We start from the raw sequence: 18,846 nt of genomic DNA on the forward strand, positions 1-18,846 counted from the left end.
ATGGGGCGTGCTGTCCCTAAAATGCCATGCACATCTTGGTTGGAAGGAGACCAAAAAACACCGCCCCTTTGCTTGTCACGTTTGATAAACATGGCTGCTGCAAAAGGACTTGCGGGTTTAACACTAACACCCCCCTCACGATTTGCCACCCGTACAAAGGGGTCAATCAAATAACAAAAGCGTGAGGAAAAATCTGCACGATAGGCAAGGCTTTCTTCCGCATTTTTACCCCCCGTATCAAACACGGCAATGGCTTGCAACTTTTCTGCAACCTGTTCCAAAGCGTCTGCCACAGGGTTTTTGCCATTGTCAATCCGCCCTGCACTATAAGCCGGTGCTAAGAGAATTCCAGGTTCCACCCCCAAATGCCCCCGCGCATGCGCTAAGGCATGCACACCGGTCAAGTGAGTATTGGATCCCACCATTTCGGTTTGTGTCTCAGCAATGGTTGACTTTTCTTCCACCCGCACAAGAATAATTTGTGCCTCAATCCCCTGCGCGCACACGGCGTTAATGACATCAAAAGCCGTTCCCCTTCGCCCAAGCTTTTGGATTTTTTCTGTATCATGGGTGAAGACCAACACAGGCTCGTTAAGGGGAAAAACTTGGTTGTCAGCATCAGGGGCTGTAACAACCGCCCCAAGGGCGGTCTGATCAAATGTTGCTAAAGGACGGGATTTTTTACATTGATTAACCCTATTGACCTTAAATTATTGTCAAATACACAGAGTTATTCTTTATTTTGAGCTTTTCTTAATTCTGTAATGGGGACACCACCAATACCCCAATTGTCTGTCTCCACTTCATCAATCACGACAACAGTCGTTTTCGGATTTTTATTCAGAATATTAACTAATAATTGAGTTGCCCCTTCTATTAGTTGCCGTTTCTGTTCAGAGGTAACCCCTTCATTAGTAATTTTAATATTTATGTAAGGCATAAGATCTCCACAATTTACAAATATTGAATAAAAAAGCTCAAATAAATGAACGCAAAAAGATTAAATATTAATACATAATAATTATGCATTTTAAAGCTCGTATCCACCGGTGAAATATGCAGGCTACTGGAAGCAAAAATAGCATTTATTGATACAGGAGAAAGGAGTTGAGCTGCAATAAAGAAGCAAATCCAAACCAAATAATCCGTAACCCCATAAGCCATCGATGACCCTAGTAAGGGAAATGCCAAACTAAATAGCACCATAGGGTGAATTCCTACTACACTGAAAATTGGCAATACAAAGAGAATACAGGCATAACGCTGCCAAACAGAGAGTGATGCCAATGAATGACTAAACGTCACCGGCAACAAAGGAATAAGCAAATCACAAGTAGATATTAGCAGACTACAACCTAGCAACAACATAATTTCACTGGATATACTGCGTATCACTGCCACCAAAGGAGTCAAAAAATCAACACTGAGTGAACTCACACGCTCAATGAGGTATAGAATGCTCGCCGTCAATGCAATGCTTTCTAGTGCATTCAACCTAATAACTGTCAACGCAACGATAAATATTAGCCAGAAAAATATCAAAAAAATCCAAATTCTTACTCTCTCTCCTTCTTTATTCGCTCTTCTCTCATCGCAAATAATCGGGTTAGCTAGCGGTATAACAGGAGAAAGGCACAACAACAACAGACTGAATAGAAAAAGTGGTATCCCCAAAGCAGCGGATGTGAATATTGGTGTTCTAGGCATAGCAGCGAAAACTGTTGCTGCACCGATGCTGGTCGGCATCAGTACCATCGTGATGCTCATCATTCGCATCACAATAGCGGCCAAATGGCGAGAGGGAAAAACACTTTTTTTCAAGGCATCAATCATTAGGGGGATAACCCCCAAACTCATCGGCCAAGCTAAAAACGCAGTCAGTATCGCGATGGACAGGGTAAGCGAACCCTTTCCATAGCGCATCAACCGTTCAGAGAGAAATTCTGAAATACGCCATGTATTCATCACATGGCGCAACAATCCCATGGCGAGTAATAGCCAAAAGACATCAGTAAAACGCACAAGCACAGTACGAACATCAGGCAAGTGCCAACGCCATATCAGCACTAAAGCACAAGCCAACAGGATGAACACACCACTGCGTGCATTCCCCTTCAACCACCAGTATGGTATCGTCAAAAGCAAATAACCGAAAACAGTCACTCCAGCCAATGGAATAAGAAACCAAGTTCTTATTGAGATAGACATAAGAAAAATGAATAGCATCAGCATCGCCATTATAACGGATACGGAGGACATGCGTATCAGGAAGCTTTTTACATCATCAATGTACATTAATTGTTGAATCTTTGACTGAGTAGCGATTAAGAAGCTGCTCGTACATGTCAGTGACACAGCGCCCTGCATCCCGCAGTGCACGAGAATTAACTAAAGGCCTAGGCAAAATATATGTATAAAAATTGGGCCCCTCTACTGGATTACCGACCACCCATAATGTATTTTGTATTTGCCCTTTAGTGTCTATAGGATGCTGCCGACGGTCAATATCAATACCACCAGGATGATATCCTTGGTTGATAAATGGTCGAATGATGCCCTGACCAGCCAAATTCTGGATAAAAGGGGACTCATCACGCAACGGAGAAAAACGATCAATCTTGGCCTTGATCAGCACATCTCCATCAACTGAACTGTTTTCATCTTGAAAAACAGACTGAATTTCGAAACGGCTGGTACTAGCATTGAGAACAAGTTTAGGTGAAGGTCCGCCAGCCAAAGTCACGATACCAGCCTCCATCAGAGCCTTCAACTCTTGGTTTCGCTGCATCGGTGGGCCGACAGAAATACGGTTAAAGTTTGGATTAAAATATTCAATAAAGTACTTGTGAGATGAAGACGTTAACCCGCAAAAATCAATTGCTGAACGTAAGATATCACGGACATCTCGTAGCACATCTGTAGCAGCTTTCACTGAGCCATCAACATTACCTGCAGCGGAAGAATGAAGATCGTCCTTCAAATGCTCCATGAAGAATCTTGTATAATCCTTCAAAGAAGCAAATATTTTATTTCGATAAGGATACAGCAACGCTTGAATACACTGCTCGTCTTTGGAAGTAACAACATAGGTTTCAGGGTCTAGCCAGTGCCCCAGCTGCGTACTTCGATAGACATAACACATTTCTTTAAGCAACAGAGGTAAAAGCTGCGTTTCGAAATCCAGCTTCGGAGAACCGTTAGCAATGCTGGATTGCTTACGCAGATGATGTATTGCATCGAGAGTAAGGAATGATGGTATGTATTGCCCACTACCACCCTTTTGATTAATCCCGCGACTACTAAAAGGCAATGTTTGACGGGAGAATAAAGCTATCTTCGGTTCTGTGCCGCTTGGCATGTAGCGCAATTGTCCAGCATTTTCAGTAAAAGTCCCACCGCGACCGTAAGTCAATTGCGACAAGACATCATAGCTAGTTAATCCAATTCCCTGCACCAGCACACGAGACTGAGATTGTATAGAGTCCAACTTTTCAATTGGATAAGGATTCGAATAATAGTTCAGAAGAGCGTTTTTCATTTGGTGACCAGCCACAAACTGTTGCAGGCTTTCATCATGCGATGAATATATATTCTTACCGTGACCCGTGGTCATATAAACAAAATCTACACTATAATGACAGCCATCTTCCAAAAGAACATCCGTTTTATTATCTTGGTGGATATGGAGATTGATAACCTTTTGTCGGATCTCCTTAATACGAATACCGGAAGGTAAATCTTGCGTGAGCTCTTGGTAAGCCCAAGACAGGTATTCCCCTAACAAACGACGTGATAAATAATCATTTTCTTTGATTTCTCTCCCAACATTATGCTCTGTACGAGAAAAAACACCGTTAATATTACGATAACCTTGTTGAATAGCCCATTGATAGAAATTCGGCCCTTTACGAATAGGCCCGACACCCTTAACTGTATCATCACCAAATAAAGTAATCTGGCAAGCGACAGTGTTAACCAATAAATGATCCGGTTGATGCACACTATGGGTACCGGTCCCCATCTCATTGGAATCAATCAATAAAATATCAATGTTCCCAGAAAATGGATAATGGGAATAAAGCGTGAGCAAGCGTTCGAGAATACTGACCCACGAGGACCAACGCCCAAAATAGCGACTGTAGAGTGAAGCATTCTGTAATCTCTCCTATTAAAATAATTTGACTTTCACAAAATATTTCAAAAAGAATGGAATAAATTCTCTCGACTTTTTAGTGAAGATTGCGGATTTATGAAACGCCAACAACCTTTTTACAAAGACAATATTGACAGATTCCAGCAGCGGCAAAAAGCGCTACAGCACCACAGATAACGGAAAGCGCAATGGCATATGAACCAGACTGTAAAAAACTCGTCAAGAGAGGTCCTAATATTTGGCCAAAACCGTAAGTTAAGGTAGCCAAGCCTAGCAGATTTATACCATACGGCGCATATAAACGCTTAGCTAACGGCATAACTAGAGAGGTCGTCCCCATAAAAGTAAATCCAAACCCTATACAACTGAGAACGATCAGTACAAGAGACTGACTGAATAATGTCAGTAATACGCATCCTCCTTGGATAAGCAAATTGAGCATCAGACAACGTAATACCCCCCACCGATGGGCTCCCCATAACCAAATGAAACAACTAGGAACAATGGCAATTCCGACAAACGACCATAAGTGGTTAGCAAGTCAGTGGGAAATTAAATGTTTTCGCCATCAGAGGAAGATATGTCGCGACAATAATATAACCAAACCCAGCGAGCCCATAAATCAGAGCGAGTTCCCACCAAACGATATTTTCGTGTGCCAATGACTCGTTAATAGCAAATTGAGATGCATCAACACGACGTGGAAATAAAATAAATAACACGAGCAACAATATAACAGATATTAAACCAGCTCCAAACCAAATACTTTGCGCGTTCAGTGATTTACTCAAACCAATAATAACATACTCATTACCCAGTAGAATACCAACTCCCACACCCGCATAGAGCGAAGCAATAACCCACACCTTGTGACTATGCTGCATAACCGTCATAGAACCAAAAATCATCATTGCCGCACTCGCGATACCGGCAGCAAAGCGGATAAAGAAGACCAAGTAAAAGTTTGGTGTCAACGCCATGGCAAAAATAAGTGCACTCGTCACTATAGCTGCACCAAATAGCATGTAGGGAGCACGGGATATATTCCCAACTCTGCAAAACGAAAAAAACATACTCCCAATTAAATAACCGCCATAATTAGCGCTAGCTATATAAGAAAGTTGCTTAAAGGTAAACAATCCTTCATCCAACATAACTGGAAATACCGGCGTATAGAAAAATCGCCCGATCCCCATCCCCAAAATCATAATAATCATACCGAATACAGCGACTTTGAAATAACTCAAATCTTGACGATTATTTTTCCCCCCCATTACTCTAATCCCTTAACTAATAATTCGCTCATCCGCATTCTATCTCATCGAGAGTAACACTTATCTCAGAGAATAAAAGCCAATCTAGCCATTTGTTTGAACAACCAGAGGAACATATTGAGCGATTATTGTCAACATTACTGGATCAGTTATATGCATTTCTTCGTTTTACACTCTGCTCCATGTATGATCTTCTCCCTACAAAGCTTCTTTTTCAGAAAATAATGGCTGAAATTAAGCAGCAATAACAACGAGGAAATCAATAAGCACGCCCCCGTTCAAACAAGACAATATCCCCTAAAGCTCTGCTTCATCAGGTATGACTAAAATACCCTCACAAGGTTGCGTTATGTTCACATGGTGAACACCCTCAACCATCAAGCGGCTTAGTATCCAACTTAAAGAGAGATCAAGGACAAGCTTTTGCGCACGCGCCCATTCTGCTCTTAAATTCTGCTCTGCTCTTTCCAAAACAAAGGAACCTTCATCCGGTAACAACCAAAAATCAATAGTATTGAAGGGTATAAAGGCTACTTTTAATATAGCTTTGTTTTTTATCAGCAGCAGTAAAAAGTTTGTTTTTTTATAAAAATTGAAATTTATTCATTTTTTATCGTATATTTTATGTTATCTTCTTTAAATTAATTAAAAGATCATAGAATATTAAACTGATAGGATGCATTTTTCTCAAGCGGCATTTTTAGAGAAATGTTGATTTAATCAGTGAAGACAAGCAATGAGCAAAGTTATAATTTGAAAAGACAGTATATAATGTTTTATGATCAATGATCTAAATTAGAGACATGAATTGGGGGAGTTTGATCTTTCTTACAGCACAGTAGCTCAAAAAAACAGTAGATGAAGTTTAAAATTCACCATCATCCATCATAAGATGAAAGCTTTCATCCCAAGTTTGATTTTTTTAAACTATTTTCTTGTTCTTTCTGTAATATCTAAAGAATATCTTCAAGCACTCATAAGCACTCTTTTAGGGTATCATTTCCATGATCAAAGTAATGGTTATCGAGCTTCCATTCAAGATACTGTTTTGCAAAAGGAAATCGTCATTTCAGGATACGGAGGGATTTATGTATTTAGTCACAATGTATCATGCACCCTTCCTCTTATATCAGAAATTTAATTCTTAATCGTAATGACGTGATTAAAAAGCACCTTGCGAGACAATCTTTTTAATAAATAAAGTAAAGATGAATTCTGAAAAAAACTTTTTTAGACGTAAAGTGATACGGAGAAACAATCAGAAAGAAAGGGGGGGATTACAAATGTTGATGACTATAAAAAAAGATATCAAAAAATTACCAAAAACCGATTTATGGATCATTTGTGCTATTTCAGCTGATCAGCAAAGAGAATGGATCAGTAAATGGTGTATAAAAAATAAACACACTTCTATAAGTCCTAATTATGTCAATGATCTTGCCGTCCTAGGGTCATTTTACAGATCTAGACAAAATGATTACTACGGAAGCAACAGCCCCACAAGCAACTCCCCTCCAAAGATGACAATCTCATTTATGAGGCTTATGTTGCTCCTCATAATCACTTTAAAGTTGCATCATTTGCTCTCATTAATACGCTTTGAAATCTCATATAGACTAAGGGACCTTTTAAATTTTGGGATGGTTATGGAAGCCTTCTTTCCACTAATCCCTGAATGGGGATATGAAACCGCTACCTTTTCACAGAAAAATATTCTTTTCAATGAAAATTCTTATTGTACAATCTATGGAACAACACAATGAACAGAGCACGCACCCTTGCTCTCACCTATGGCTCCTATAATGCTGTCCGCATGCTGATCGGCGTTTACCATGCGATTTTTTTAATGTCCATGGGAGTGAGTCTGGCGCAATTAGCTCTGCTTCAGGTTGTCTTTTCCACCACCATCCTGCTGCTTGATTTTCCCTGCGCTGTTTTATCTGACAGATATCGGCGTAAATATTCCGTTATGGCTGGGGTCTTTATGACAGGAGTATTTTATCTTCTATGCCTTCAAGCTCCCAATATGACAGCACTTATTATTGCGCAAATTCTCTATGCAGCAGGCATTTGCATCATTGTCAGCGCCATTGACGGATGGATTTACCATTCTCTAGGCGATAAACAGGATCACTTTTCGCATTATGCTCATCTCTACCACCAGGTTAACTCTTTCGGAAGTATTCTCAGTGGGATTGTAGGAATTGGAACGATCTATTACTCTGGACGATATTTTATGGGATATATCATCTCATGCCTCATGATGGGATTTATTTTTTTGATCTTCCTTATTGTTCCTGAAGAAAAGAAAACGACAACTGAAACGTCCAAAACAAAAACAATCTTGCACAATGCCAAGGAAACGCTCTGGATATTTCAAAATACAGTAGGAGGAGCATGGTTTATTTTCCTCATGTGCCTTTTTAGCGCTGGTATTCAGATTATTTATCATTTCTGGCAACCGATAATACTTTCAGGGGGAAAAATTCATCACCTCAACGGTTCGCAAATGCTCGTCTTGATGTGCTGCCATATTGGAGCCTTTTCAGCACAATATTTTTCAAATTTACTGATGTCTAAGTATCATGTTCTTGATAAAAAATATAAGAATTCTATAAAATATTTTTCCTTCTTTTCTGCGCTGATGTGCATAACGCTCTATTTTTCAGTTCATAGCCATCAAACTGCTGCATCAGTCATCGCCTTCTCTTTAATCCATGGATTTATTTGCACTGTACCGATCGGCGCAAAAAGCTTATTTTTCTCAGAACTTAACCAAAAACAAACGCAGCATATTTCCGGTGTTGTTGGTGCTGTCTCTTTTAGCGGAAGAATATTTTCAATTACAGTATTGAGTATTATTTCTTTTCTTCCTGCAAAAGTTTCTCCATCTTACTACCTAATATTACCGACCATTACTTTTTTCATGTGTGGTTTGGTTGTCATGAGATGGATGAAACACTTTCAAAAGTCTCTATGAGAGGAAAACCATAACATTTCACCCACAATGTTTTCTTCTAAAAGAAATCTATAACTTTTTTGAGAGCATTGCCACATCCAACTTTCAATACACAATGCAAATATAAAGCAACACGTTGATTTATAATGATAATATACCAAACGCGAATATTGTAAGATTCTTTCTTTTCAAATCTGCTTTATGGTTGAAACAATCAAAATCATTTGCTTGCACATCATAAGCAAAGAAAGCCGTATAAATAAAAACGATTTAGAAAGGAAAAATGCCTTTTATGAACTCTCATAGTCAAAATCTATAACAACAGGAAGGCAGATATATAATATGCCTCTTTGCATCTTCATAAGTATACAAATGATGTGGCTTTATAAGGCTTTATATGTCTCACAGAAACTTTTGTGTTTTATACCATTTACGAGGCAGCGTCGCAAAATGGGCTTACACACATTGCAAAGATATCTCTTTAAAACAAGCGCATAAATCGGCAACACAAGTATATTTGTGTTTAGAACATGCTTTTTATATGAGAGGCATAATCCCAACGGGATAAACAGAATTCCGATACACAGTCAACTGCTTTTATAACAATAGATGGCGGAGAGGAAGAGATTCGAACTCTCGAGAGCCTTTTGAGCCCTACTCCCTTAGCAGGGGAGCGCCTTCGACCACTCGGCCACCTCTCCAACAGAGAGGCATAAATGGTATCAACAGAAAGTTCAAGACATTTTCGATTTTTTTCCCAAATATCTGAATTTTTTTTCCTTTATTGATCCCATAAGGAGCAAAAGTTAATAAAACAAAAATTGTGTCTTTTTTACCACAGCATCTCGAATAGTACATGTATATATTACAAAAAGGTAATTTCACATTTGAAACTCTAAAAAGATTAGTTATAGCTAAGATAACAAGTGCTGCGTATTTACTTATGTCTTTGTCCTTAATGCGTTAGGCAAATGGTACTCTTTAGAAGAAATTTAACCGGACCTCGGAGATCCCATATGAATATTAAATCCCTCTTTTTAAGCTCTACAGCAGCTTTTTTAGCAATTTCTGGAGCACATGCTGCTTCAACAGTTATCGCCGAACCCGAACCTGTAGAATATATTCGCGTTTGTGATGCCTATGGAAAAGGATATTTTTATATCCCTGGAACAGAAACCTGCATGCGTTTATCAGGAAATGTTCGTACTGATTTTATAGGCGGTGATAATATCGATGCAACAACCGAAACTGAACTAAGAAACAAAAGAAAAACCTATGGCGCAGCATCACGGCTCACCCTTGTTTTTCAAGCAGCTTCTGAAACAGAAATGGGAACACTTCGTTCATATGCAAGAATTTATTCAAACTGGGGTGATGGTAGAGACAACGCTGCTGCAAAGCTTGCCGCGGCTTACATTGAACTGGGTGGTTTTCGCGTAGGTCTTGATGACACAATTTTCAACAGCTGGACTGGTGATTATGGAAATGTTCTCAATGATGACAGCATAGCACCTGCTGGCACAACACGCACCAATTTTATTTCCTACACCTTTAGTGGTGACTCCGGCTTTTCTGCTATTATCGGCGCTGAATTAGGCAATAATGCAGATTCTCTTCCAGGAATAACAGGATACTACATTGATAAAGATGATAAGCTTGTTTCTATCACTGAGGGCACTCTTCCAAGTAAAGCAATTAAAAATTACACCCCGAATGTGGTTTTGGGTATAAAGTTCATGCAAAAATGGGGTGGTTTTTCAGCAGTTGCAGCATATGATGCTTACTACAAAAAGTGGGCTGGAAAAGTACGTGCAGATTTCAATGTCAACGATCGTTTCAATCTATGGGTAATGGCTGGCTATAAAAATGGACTTGATTACTACACAGTAAATGCAAATGATGAGTTATCACGAAAAAGCACAACAATTTATGCAAACTGGGGTGGTAAATGGGCTGCTTGGGCGGGTGCCACTTACAAGCTTACTCCAAAAGCAAATTTGAATGCTCAAGTTTCTTATAGTGCTGTAAAAACCTTTGCAACTTCTGTAAATATTACATACACGCTGGTTCCAGGATTTGTGATTACACCTGAATTAACCTATGTTTCTTGGAACGATGATCGCGTTGTGACGGATAAAAATAATGATGAAAAACATTTATTCAACAAGAAAAGTGCTTTTCAAGGTATGATCCGTTTACAGCGTTCATTCTAATCCTATTTAGGCTACAGCTTTTAAAAACTGGCAACATGGTTTGCCAGTTTTTATTTTTGAAATCAAATATCATGAATATCTTTTCCTGATACGTATTGTCTTGTCTCTCGAAAAAAAACCGACTTAGTTTCATAAAACTACTCTTAGAAGATTAACCTGATATGTTTGATAAGAGCACCTCACACGGGCTTTTACACATCACTTCAAACACAATCTCTTCCTTGCCCTTTAAAGCATGAATAACCCCCTTTGCTTTATGAGCAAATTGGTCTTTCTTGGTAATTTACTTCTAACCTTTGTTAATTTAGGTCATGATCTTCTCAAATAAATTCTACACTGAACAGATAAAATATTGAAAAAACAAGATATCATTGTGTTTTTGATATGCCTGAATGTGTCTTCTATCAACACTCTAAAACACAACGTTTTATAACACTGCTTCATTAAAAAACTTAATCATTAAGAAACATGCTGTCAAAACGATGCAAACATCCCCTAAAGCAATAAAAGAGAAAAGAGATATATCTTCAAAAAAATGAATTGACCTCTTCCCCTTCTAAAGAATAGCCCCCCTATCAATAGCAATCTGTAAATGCCCCTATTTTTCTTGAATCTGCATCACTTTGATTTATAATCATAATTTATAATTTTGCATGTTTCAATCAACCAAAACCTTTCACTTGTACACGACAAGCGGAGAGAGCCGTGTGAATAAAAACGAGTAAAGAAAACCCTTTTATGTATCGTTTTAAGTTCCAAGGGTTGTCGTAACATTGAGATCTGACAAAGTGTACGATAATGCTAGGCACTTTTATTAAGCATAAAAATGAGGATACACTTCATAGAGGATTTTAGATTATATTCTCTATGAACGTCGCTGTAAAATAAGTGTTGTAATACACATTAAAAGACATTTCTTTAAAACAAGCATGTAAATATACAATACAAATCCATTTTATTTGAAGCGTTTTACCCTGCGTAAGGAACATGTCATCATATACACAACATCTTGGCTTTATGCGTTTTTAAAGGAAGAAAAATATAAGACAAAGAAACAATAAAATTTAATCTCTGCAAATCATAGAGCTTTCAGAGTTATGTTTCCATAAAACGCCTTATACCCTACAGGGGATTTTTTACACGATTAATGCCCTTTTTACATAAAGCCAATTGGCAAAAAGCAGCCTTTCCTGATAATAAAAAGGCTTACACGTAATCATAAGCCATATTTTCAATTAAAACACATTGAATTCACGGAAAATACTTATCAACCAATGCATAAAGAATTGCTGCTGTTTCAACATCTAGAATCCCATCATAATTTTCTTGACGAAAATGAAGTTGAAATGCTCGGATCAAATCTTTGTATCCTGTTTGGGTACACGCAGCAGAAATGTCATATCCATAACATTTTAGCTTCGCCAAAACATCTTCTTTGGGTGGCAAATTCTTAGAGAATTGCTCTTGATAATGACTTTTTAGTTCATCATCATACCATGCTCCTATACCTGCGCTATAAAGTTCTCTCCATGGAAAAGCTGCTCCTGGATCACTTTTTCTTCCAATGGCAATATCACTATGTCCCACCACATCAGTTGGCATAATATCGGGATACCGTTGAAGAATATTCAAGGCAAGTTCCTTAACAGCATCAATTTGTATTGGATTATAAGGAGGAAACATACCCGTCCCATCATGATAAGTCGCTAAATTAACGATTTCAATCCCGATAGATGCATCATTGAGATGACTATGCCCAGCCCATGAACTCACACCCGCATGCCATGCACGCTCATTTTCATCAACCAGATTAAAAATACGCATATCCTTAAAGCCTGCCTCACGATATGTCTGCTCTGAAGGATCAGGAACAAGATAGTGTGCACTAACCTTTTCTCCTGTAAGCGCCATAATCGAGGCTTTAAAATCAATAGCCGTATAATGCATAACGAGAAAATGAACGCGACGACTAAAACTCTTGACAGAACGATAACTGTTGTAATCAATCTGATACATAAAAGCCCTTTCTTTTTTGCTTAAAAAACCACTGCGCATCACAACAGATAGAATACGAACTGTTAAAAAATGCAATAAACTTCCCATCTAGATACTAAGAATTACGACTAAAATTTGTTCATCAAAAATATTGACACTCTTATCAACAATTAAGACCACATTTTTATTTTTCTCCCACACACGCATAAAATGTTTTTAACCACATTAAATATTTTCCCCAAAAAAATTCCTACAAATTACCAATCAAAAAGAAAACAAAAGCGTAAAATGATCACTCCTTAAATCTTCACGTCTTACAAAAAAATAGTTCTTCCTGTTATCAAATTGAAAAATATCGCCCCTCGGAAGTGAACACCCAACGATCATGCAATCACACAAAAACTTAAAGGAAAAATTTTATGAGCTCTTTACAGCAATTTATTATCAGATAACAGAACGGCACATGTTCGCAATAAACTCTTCACGGACATATTGTTCAATAAAATTTGCAAAGCTTTCCTGTAAATGACACGACTTCTTGTCTTTTCACACCATCGCTTTTTGATTTTCAGAAGAATCTCAATTATCTACAACGCTTGCGGTACATGACGTCTCTGGATTCCTTGTCATAGGCTCCATGAAAGATAACATCTTGATTTATAATCATAATTAATCATTATAAATATTGAATATAGCGAGCCTAATATCGTAAAGTTTTTCTTAATCTTGAATCAATCAAAGTCATTTAATGACACATCAAAAGAAAAATTACCCTATAGACAAAAACCACTGAAGAAAAGGATCAAAATACTTCTTATAATAGAACGTTCAATAATTTAGGCAATATTTTACATCCCCATAGAGGTTCATTTTTTCTTCTCCATTTTCAAATATCTTTTTAAGACAGCCCAGGCTGCATATTCTTGTAAGACGACACCTAAAAGTGGTCGCGTATAGGGAAAAGTAATATAATCCTCACCATAACCTTTCATCCGTATAGTTATGGTAGCATGTCCAAGGCTTTCTGCTTGATTTTCTAATGTCTCCAAAGAAGGCTCTAGGCTCACTTCAACCTCAAGCAGTGGAATATCTTGTTTACCTTTTTCTATGGGCTGAAAATATTTTAAAAGCAGCGGATCATTGCCCAACCAATGAACCTCTGCATGCATCGCTAATTGTTTACAAGCAGTAGTAACTTCTGCCCCAACTAAATAGGGGTGAAAATGATTTTCAAATGCTTCCACGAAATGTTGTTCCAAGAGCGCTTCTGATTGAGCAACCAGTTGCACCAAAACATAGGGGCTTTTCCATAAAAAATGCCGTTCAAAGGGTTCATTTTCAAGATGATCATCAACCCACTGCGCAATAGTACTTTCATCAATTCCAATCAAAGTCCATGCATACTCCGCACGCGATACAGAAAAATATTTCTTCTCGTTGTGTTCTAAATAATTCTCTAAAAGCGCAAGAGCCTGTGATGGTGGACCAGGCAAAACAACAAGTGTACTTCCATCGCAAGAGAGATAAAACCCTGGTGCTGTGCCTGTAGGATTATCAAGCACAGTTGCTGTCTCAGGAAACAATGCTTGACGTGCATTACTCTTATCCGCCGTAATCCCTAATCGTTGTAATTGACCTTTTATTGTTTGCCAAACATCTTCATGATGTACCAAAGGCTGCTTTACAGCTTGAGCAACTCCATCGCGTGTTTTATCATCTGATGTTGGTCCCAATCCCCCACTGATAATGATAAGATCTTCTTGTCCAAGACAAGAAACAACAGTCTCACTGATTTGCTGTAATTGATCAGCACAAACAAAATGACGTGTAACTTGAATATTTCTCTTGTTCAAGCTTTGGCTTAAATCTTGTAAGTTTGTATTCAAATATTGTCCTGAAAGGAGTTCATCACCAATAGTAATAATGGCAGCACGATGAACAAAGACAGAATTCATAAGAGAATTGCGAACAGCTTCAGCCATTTGACGGGTAGAGGCTATACCTCCAAGATCATAGGTAACGGTTTTTCCAGCACGAATAACCTGATCAACACTCTCAGACAGTTGTTTTGCTGCATCTTTAAAGCCTAAGTGCTCTAAGAGTAAAGCCGTGGTATAAAGCATCGCAGAAGGATTGGCTTTATTTTGTCCAGCAATACGTGGTGCGCTTCCATGAACAGGTTCAAAACAAGCAATCTCGCTCCCCACATTCACATGAGATGCAAGCCCCAATCCCCCCATTATCCCAGAGCCAAGAGTAGAGAGAATATTGCCAAACATATTTTCAGCAACAATCACACCAAACTGCTCTGGCTTGGTTGCAATCCACAAAGCAACCGCATCAACATTCTGAATATCTGCTTCAATTTCCGGATAGTTTTGCGCAATCTTCTCAAAAATTTCCTGAGCAAACTGTCCACTTTCTCGCATAACATTGGGCTTATCAGCAAAAGTAACTCGCCTAAAGCTATATTTCCTTGCATAAGAAAAAGCGTATTCAAATAACCGCTCTAAACCAAAGCGTGTCTGCAAACGGACTGTCCACGCAGCTTCCTCAAGCCCATATTTTGTCAAATTTGGATGTTTTAGCCAAACGGCTGTTTCAGGAGAAATACCCCGAAAATCCAATCCAGCATAAAGGCCTTCACTATTTTCTCTGATAACACAAAAATGAAAAGGACGTTGGGGACCAAAGATGTATCTTACAGGACGTATATTCGCAAACAAACCTAATTTTTGGCGAAGTTGAAGTGCGGGAGAAACATAGGCAAGGTTTTGCTCTTTTAAATGCGGAGCAAGTTCTTTTAAAGCCGCTTCTTTTCCTTTACTGGTCACAGCACCAAGTAAAATAGCATCACTCTGAGTAATTTTTTGCCAAGTCGCTTGAGGAACAGAAGCTCCTTCCCGTTTCCAACATTCAACACCAATATCACCATAAGTTAATTCAATCGGCAATTGGAATTGCTCTAAAACCATCAACGCAGCATCACAAACCTCTGGTCCTATCCCATCACCAGGTAATACAAGAACTTTCTTTTTCATAATCCCTCCAGCCACTCATCAATAACTGCATCCGTCATAGTAGGATTATCCTCCCACAAACGCGTACCAGCACCAGAGATAATCTTATATTCATGGTTCAGATTATGACTTTTCGTCTGATTATTTACCGTTGCAAGTTGCGACTTTTCTCCCACTAAAGCTAAAAACTTCCCCTTATACTTAACTATCTCATCTCTAGCATCCATCATCAATAAGAGTTTAAACCCTCTTGTCATGCGTTCAATTGCCACGCTTTTTTGTTTATCGGGAATCTCCAATAAAACTCTTTTTTTCATAATGCCAGAAGGATGCATAAAACCATTGAGTATTTCCAAAGCCCCCGATAAATCATTATTTTCTAAGGAGGCAAGAATATCTCCAAGGCGCCGTTGCAAAACCTTATCTGGATAGCCAGGCGCATTCACAGCAAGCACAGCTTGAACATTGGGAAGCTGGGCTGCCAATATTTGTACCAATGTTCCAGCCATAGAAAATCCCACAAGAACTGCGGGCTCTTTAAAATAGCTTTTAAGTTTTTCTGCCATAAAAGATAAAATGTCTACAGCAGAATAATTGAGAACATGAGAACTCTTAGGAAAAAGAGAAAGCGTATCCAGCAGAGTGACAGGGAATCCTTTTGTTGAACATAGCTTTGTCAATGGAGAACAAAAAACACCACCATCCCAAATTGGCATTACAGGAGAAAGAATAATAATAGGAAGGCTCATTGATCAATTCCTCCCCTTATTTTTAAACATGCATTAGAGCCAGAACTTTTCCCACCCAATATAATGAAAATACAGATATGTTGAAATTCTAAACTCATAAGCTTCCCCCATAATAATCGATTTGTTAAACTCAAACTAAGCTTGTAACAAATTTTAAATCCACTCAATCCAGCAACTTAATAAAAAAATTCATCTAATGTACAGGTGCCCCATTTGTGTAAAATATCAAAAGCATTTCCGCATAATGCTTTCTTTTTATCATTTACTCAGCTTATTTCTGAAGTCATAAAATGACGCGCTTTTTGAATATAAATGATAAAACCAATCATACAACACACAGCTAATAAAGCTGCCATAGCCCGTGGGCTATGACCAGAGATTTTTCCGATAACCGCTGCACTGAGTGCCGCACTTCCTAATTGCAAAGATCCCATAACACCAGAAGCCGCTCCCGCAGCTTTCGGATGCGATGAAATAGCCAACGCTGTTCCTAACGGCAATAAAAAACCATTGCCAAAAGTAAGAACAGCAATAGCCATAAAACTTGTCACAAGGGGCCATGGGCTTAGATACATTTGCAAAGCAAACAGCACACCACCTATCACAAAAATAATGTACCCTCTCCCCACAGTTTTTTCCATAGACTCGCGTTCAAAAAACCATCGCGCCAAAAGATTTCCCAAAATATAGGGAAACGAGACACCAATATAGCTATAACTAATGTGTATCGGCGATAACCCCAAAGTCGTGAGTAAAAAAGGCGACTCCACAATATAAGCAAAATAGGCAGCGTAAGAAAAACACGGAATAAGTGCATAAAAAATAAATTGTTTATTTCTGAAAACACCTAAATATGCCTTCATCAATCCTACCGGAGAAAAATGCTGCCGTTTTTGAGGGGGTAGAGTTTCGCTTAGCACAAAACAACATAGCAAAATGGTCAAAAATATAAAAAAGCTTAAAAAGATAAAAGTTGCCTGCCAATGAAAAGCCTGTATCAAAAGTCCACCAATGAAAGGTGCAAGCGCTGGTGACATTCCAATAAAAGGGAAAACAATCAAATAAAGTTTTCCAGCCGCTTTTTTATCCAACAAATCATTGATAATTGCACGACTTAAGACAAGTCCCGCACAAGCACCAAGACCTTGCAAAAAACGTAACACAAGAAAAGCGTGAATATGAACCGTATAAATCACACCAAGTGTCGTAAATAACCACAAGAATAAGCCCAATAGAAGTGTTTTTTTACGCCCAAAATTATCACTCAGCGGCCCATAAATGAGCTGTCCAAGTGCCAATGCCAACAAAAAAACCGCCACTGCACTTTGAATTTGAGATTGTGTCACTTGATAATATTGACGCATATCGCCCAGTGCCGGTAAAAAAATATCGGTAGAAATCAGCCCTCCCGTCGATAAACATACGATAAGTATAATGAATAGCAAGTTATATTTATGAGTCATAAAGAAAATCACACTTTTTAGGTAGTTATTAAATAGTATTTAATTAAATATAATTATATTTTATGCTTATATATGCAAATAATAATTATTAAAAGTGTTATTATTTTACTTTATAAAAATATTATTTTTCTTATAGAAAGCATTTTATTTTACAAACTTCACGAGCTAAAAAGTTATTCCCTAACTAAGCTCTCCTGTACAAATACTTTGCCGTAATCTTCCGCTGCTTTTTTCATTGATATTATAAGCAAAAGCATAATCTCTCTCTCCACGGCAACAGTCCCACTTTCTATACAATATCCATCAAAGTTGATCGACAAAACGCAAAGCAGAAAAACAATCTCTAACGTCTCTACCCCAAAATCACTATGGTATAAACACGGCGCATAACACAACAATAGCTTGAAGCCCCTATCAACACAAATAATTGTGTAAAAAATCGTGATCTATCCCCTATACCATAAAATATAATGCTTTCTCTGCAAACCAACTCACAACCAAATATATCTTACTCATTTCATAAAACTCTTCATCTAAGATAAATATCAAAAAATTATCGTGTAACATATTAACAAATATGATGTCATAACAATTCAATAAGCTTTTTATTTAACTTAATCCATGATCTTTTATAACACCATGAATTGAACATTACTGATATTTATTTTTATCTTCAAATGCGCCTTCTAATCTCATTTTATAAATATTCTTCCCATAAAAACAGTAACACTTTTATAAAAATAAGCAGATATACCCCCTACTTTATAAGCTAGAAACCAATAAACGATAGTATCCAGTTTTTTTAAATTATTCTCTCTCATGAGAAATTCGATGATAATATGATAATAGTATACGGATAGCCCGCTTTTTTTCAGACATAAGTGAGGTCTTTTGGATTGTATAGCCACATTTTACTTCTCATAACAAACATTTGTTTAAAGTATTTTCCTATTCCTTTTTGGCGCATATCTATTCACTTTTGGAACATAATTTGCAAAAAGGCATTGTATCTCCAGCATA

General features: G+C 38.0%; 12 protein-coding genes, 1 tRNA gene and 2 pseudogenes. 3 read left to right on the forward strand and 12 right to left on the reverse strand.

From position 1 onward, the window contains the following. The 7 genes and pseudogenes from ACFIL3_RS07635 to ACFIL3_RS07665 form a co-directional block, all read right to left on the reverse strand. Positions 1-581 (reverse strand): annotated as a pseudogene (locus ACFIL3_RS07635) (phage tail protein); the annotation flags it as partial. Positions 582-730: 149 nt separating this feature from the next. After that, positions 731-940 (reverse strand): 2-hydroxymuconate tautomerase family protein, encoded by a 210-nt coding sequence (locus ACFIL3_RS07640; RefSeq protein WP_375607418.1) that lies wholly within the window; start codon positions 938-940, stop codon positions 731-733. A gap of 14 nt (positions 941-954) precedes the next feature. Beyond that, positions 955-2,139: a hypothetical protein gene (locus ACFIL3_RS07645; RefSeq protein ID WP_375682011.1), complete on the reverse strand. Its 1,185-nt coding sequence runs from the start codon at positions 2,137-2,139 to the stop codon at positions 955-957. Between the two features lie 145 nt (positions 2,140-2,284). Beyond that, positions 2,285-4,090, reverse strand: a complete 1,806-nt coding sequence (locus tag ACFIL3_RS07650; protein WP_375682012.1) for an FAD/NAD(P)-binding protein — start codon at positions 4,088-4,090, stop codon at positions 2,285-2,287. Positions 4,091-4,247: 157 nt separating this feature from the next. Next, the gene (locus tag ACFIL3_RS07655; RefSeq protein ID WP_375682018.1) at positions 4,248-4,664 is read right to left on the reverse strand and encodes a YbfB/YjiJ family MFS transporter; all 417 of its coding nucleotides are present in this window, start codon (positions 4,662-4,664) and stop codon (positions 4,248-4,250) included. Between the two features lie 22 nt (positions 4,665-4,686). Then, positions 4,687-5,427: a YbfB/YjiJ family MFS transporter gene (locus tag ACFIL3_RS07660; protein WP_375612475.1), complete on the reverse strand. Its 741-nt coding sequence runs from the start codon at positions 5,425-5,427 to the stop codon at positions 4,687-4,689. Positions 5,428-5,686: 259 nt separating this feature from the next. Next, positions 5,687-5,934, reverse strand: a pseudogene (locus ACFIL3_RS07665) (baseplate assembly protein); the annotation flags it as partial. Positions 5,935-6,716: 782 nt separating this feature from the next. Here ACFIL3_RS07665 and ACFIL3_RS07670 point away from each other — a divergent pair. Together ACFIL3_RS07670 and ACFIL3_RS07675 are read left to right on the forward strand one after the other, a co-directional pair. Next, positions 6,717-7,190: a hypothetical protein gene (locus tag ACFIL3_RS07670; protein WP_375682013.1), complete on the forward strand. Its 474-nt coding sequence runs from the start codon at positions 6,717-6,719 to the stop codon at positions 7,188-7,190. Continuing rightward, complete coding sequence (locus ACFIL3_RS07675) at positions 7,187-8,407, forward strand: MFS transporter (protein WP_375682014.1); 1,221 nt, start codon at positions 7,187-7,189, stop codon at positions 8,405-8,407. The genes ACFIL3_RS07670 and ACFIL3_RS07675 overlap by 4 nt, the downstream gene beginning before the upstream one ends. A gap of 589 nt (positions 8,408-8,996) precedes the next feature. Here ACFIL3_RS07675 and ACFIL3_RS07680 read toward each other — a convergent pair. After that, positions 8,997-9,087 (reverse strand) — tRNA-Ser (locus ACFIL3_RS07680). Between the two features lie 315 nt (positions 9,088-9,402). On the opposite strand from ACFIL3_RS07680, the gene ACFIL3_RS07685 reads away from it, so the two are divergent. Then, the gene (locus tag ACFIL3_RS07685; protein ID WP_375612473.1) at positions 9,403-10,599 is read left to right on the forward strand and encodes a porin; all 1,197 of its coding nucleotides are present in this window, start codon (positions 9,403-9,405) and stop codon (positions 10,597-10,599) included. Positions 10,600-11,850: 1,251 nt separating this feature from the next. Here ACFIL3_RS07685 and ACFIL3_RS07690 read toward each other — a convergent pair. The 4 genes from ACFIL3_RS07690 to ACFIL3_RS07705 form a co-directional block, all read right to left on the reverse strand. Beyond that, a complete protein-coding gene (locus ACFIL3_RS07690) occupies positions 11,851-12,615 on the reverse strand; it encodes an N-acetylmuramoyl-L-alanine amidase (protein ID WP_375613801.1) in 765 nt (254 codons plus the stop codon). 845 nt (positions 12,616-13,460) lie between these two features. Further along, positions 13,461-15,635, reverse strand: a complete 2,175-nt coding sequence (locus ACFIL3_RS07695; protein WP_375682015.1) for an isocitrate/isopropylmalate family dehydrogenase — start codon at positions 15,633-15,635, stop codon at positions 13,461-13,463. After that, complete coding sequence (locus ACFIL3_RS07700; RefSeq protein WP_375682016.1) at positions 15,632-16,363, reverse strand: alpha/beta fold hydrolase; 732 nt, start codon at positions 16,361-16,363, stop codon at positions 15,632-15,634. The genes ACFIL3_RS07695 and ACFIL3_RS07700 overlap by 4 nt, the downstream gene beginning before the upstream one ends. A gap of 266 nt (positions 16,364-16,629) precedes the next feature. Further along, the gene (locus ACFIL3_RS07705) at positions 16,630-17,826 is read right to left on the reverse strand and encodes a multidrug effflux MFS transporter (RefSeq protein WP_375682017.1); all 1,197 of its coding nucleotides are present in this window, start codon (positions 17,824-17,826) and stop codon (positions 16,630-16,632) included. Positions 17,827-18,846: the final 1,020 nt, after the last annotated feature.

It is taken from the genome of Bartonella sp. CE47NXGY (assembly GCF_042195415.1).
In the GTDB taxonomy this organism is placed as follows: Bacteria; Pseudomonadota; Alphaproteobacteria; order Rhizobiales; family Rhizobiaceae; genus Bartonella.

Bases quoted from the DNA above. Each gene is read 5' to 3' on its own strand.
- ACFIL3_RS07670 (WP_375682013.1), top strand. From the start codon at position 6,717: ATGACTATAAAAAAAGATATCAAAAAATTACCAAAAACCGATTTATGG.
- ACFIL3_RS07705 (WP_375682017.1), bottom strand. From the start codon at position 17,826: ATGACTCATAAATATAACTTGCTATTCATTATACTTATCGTATGTTTA.
- ACFIL3_RS07695 (WP_375682015.1), bottom strand. From the start codon at position 15,635: ATGAAAAAGAAAGTTCTTGTATTACCTGGTGATGGGATAGGACCAGAG.
- ACFIL3_RS07700 (WP_375682016.1), bottom strand. From the start codon at position 16,363: ATGAGCCTTCCTATTATTATTCTTTCTCCTGTAATGCCAATTTGGGAT.
- ACFIL3_RS07640 (WP_375607418.1), bottom strand. From the start codon at position 940: ATGCCTTACATAAATATTAAAATTACTAATGAAGGGGTTACCTCTGAA.
- ACFIL3_RS07685 (WP_375612473.1), top strand. From the start codon at position 9,403: ATGAATATTAAATCCCTCTTTTTAAGCTCTACAGCAGCTTTTTTAGCA.
- ACFIL3_RS07690 (WP_375613801.1), bottom strand. From the start codon at position 12,615: ATGTATCAGATTGATTACAACAGTTATCGTTCTGTCAAGAGTTTTAGT.
- ACFIL3_RS07660 (WP_375612475.1), bottom strand. From the start codon at position 5,427: ATGGGGGGGAAAAATAATCGTCAAGATTTGAGTTATTTCAAAGTCGCT.
- ACFIL3_RS07675 (WP_375682014.1), top strand. From the start codon at position 7,187: ATGAACAGAGCACGCACCCTTGCTCTCACCTATGGCTCCTATAATGCT.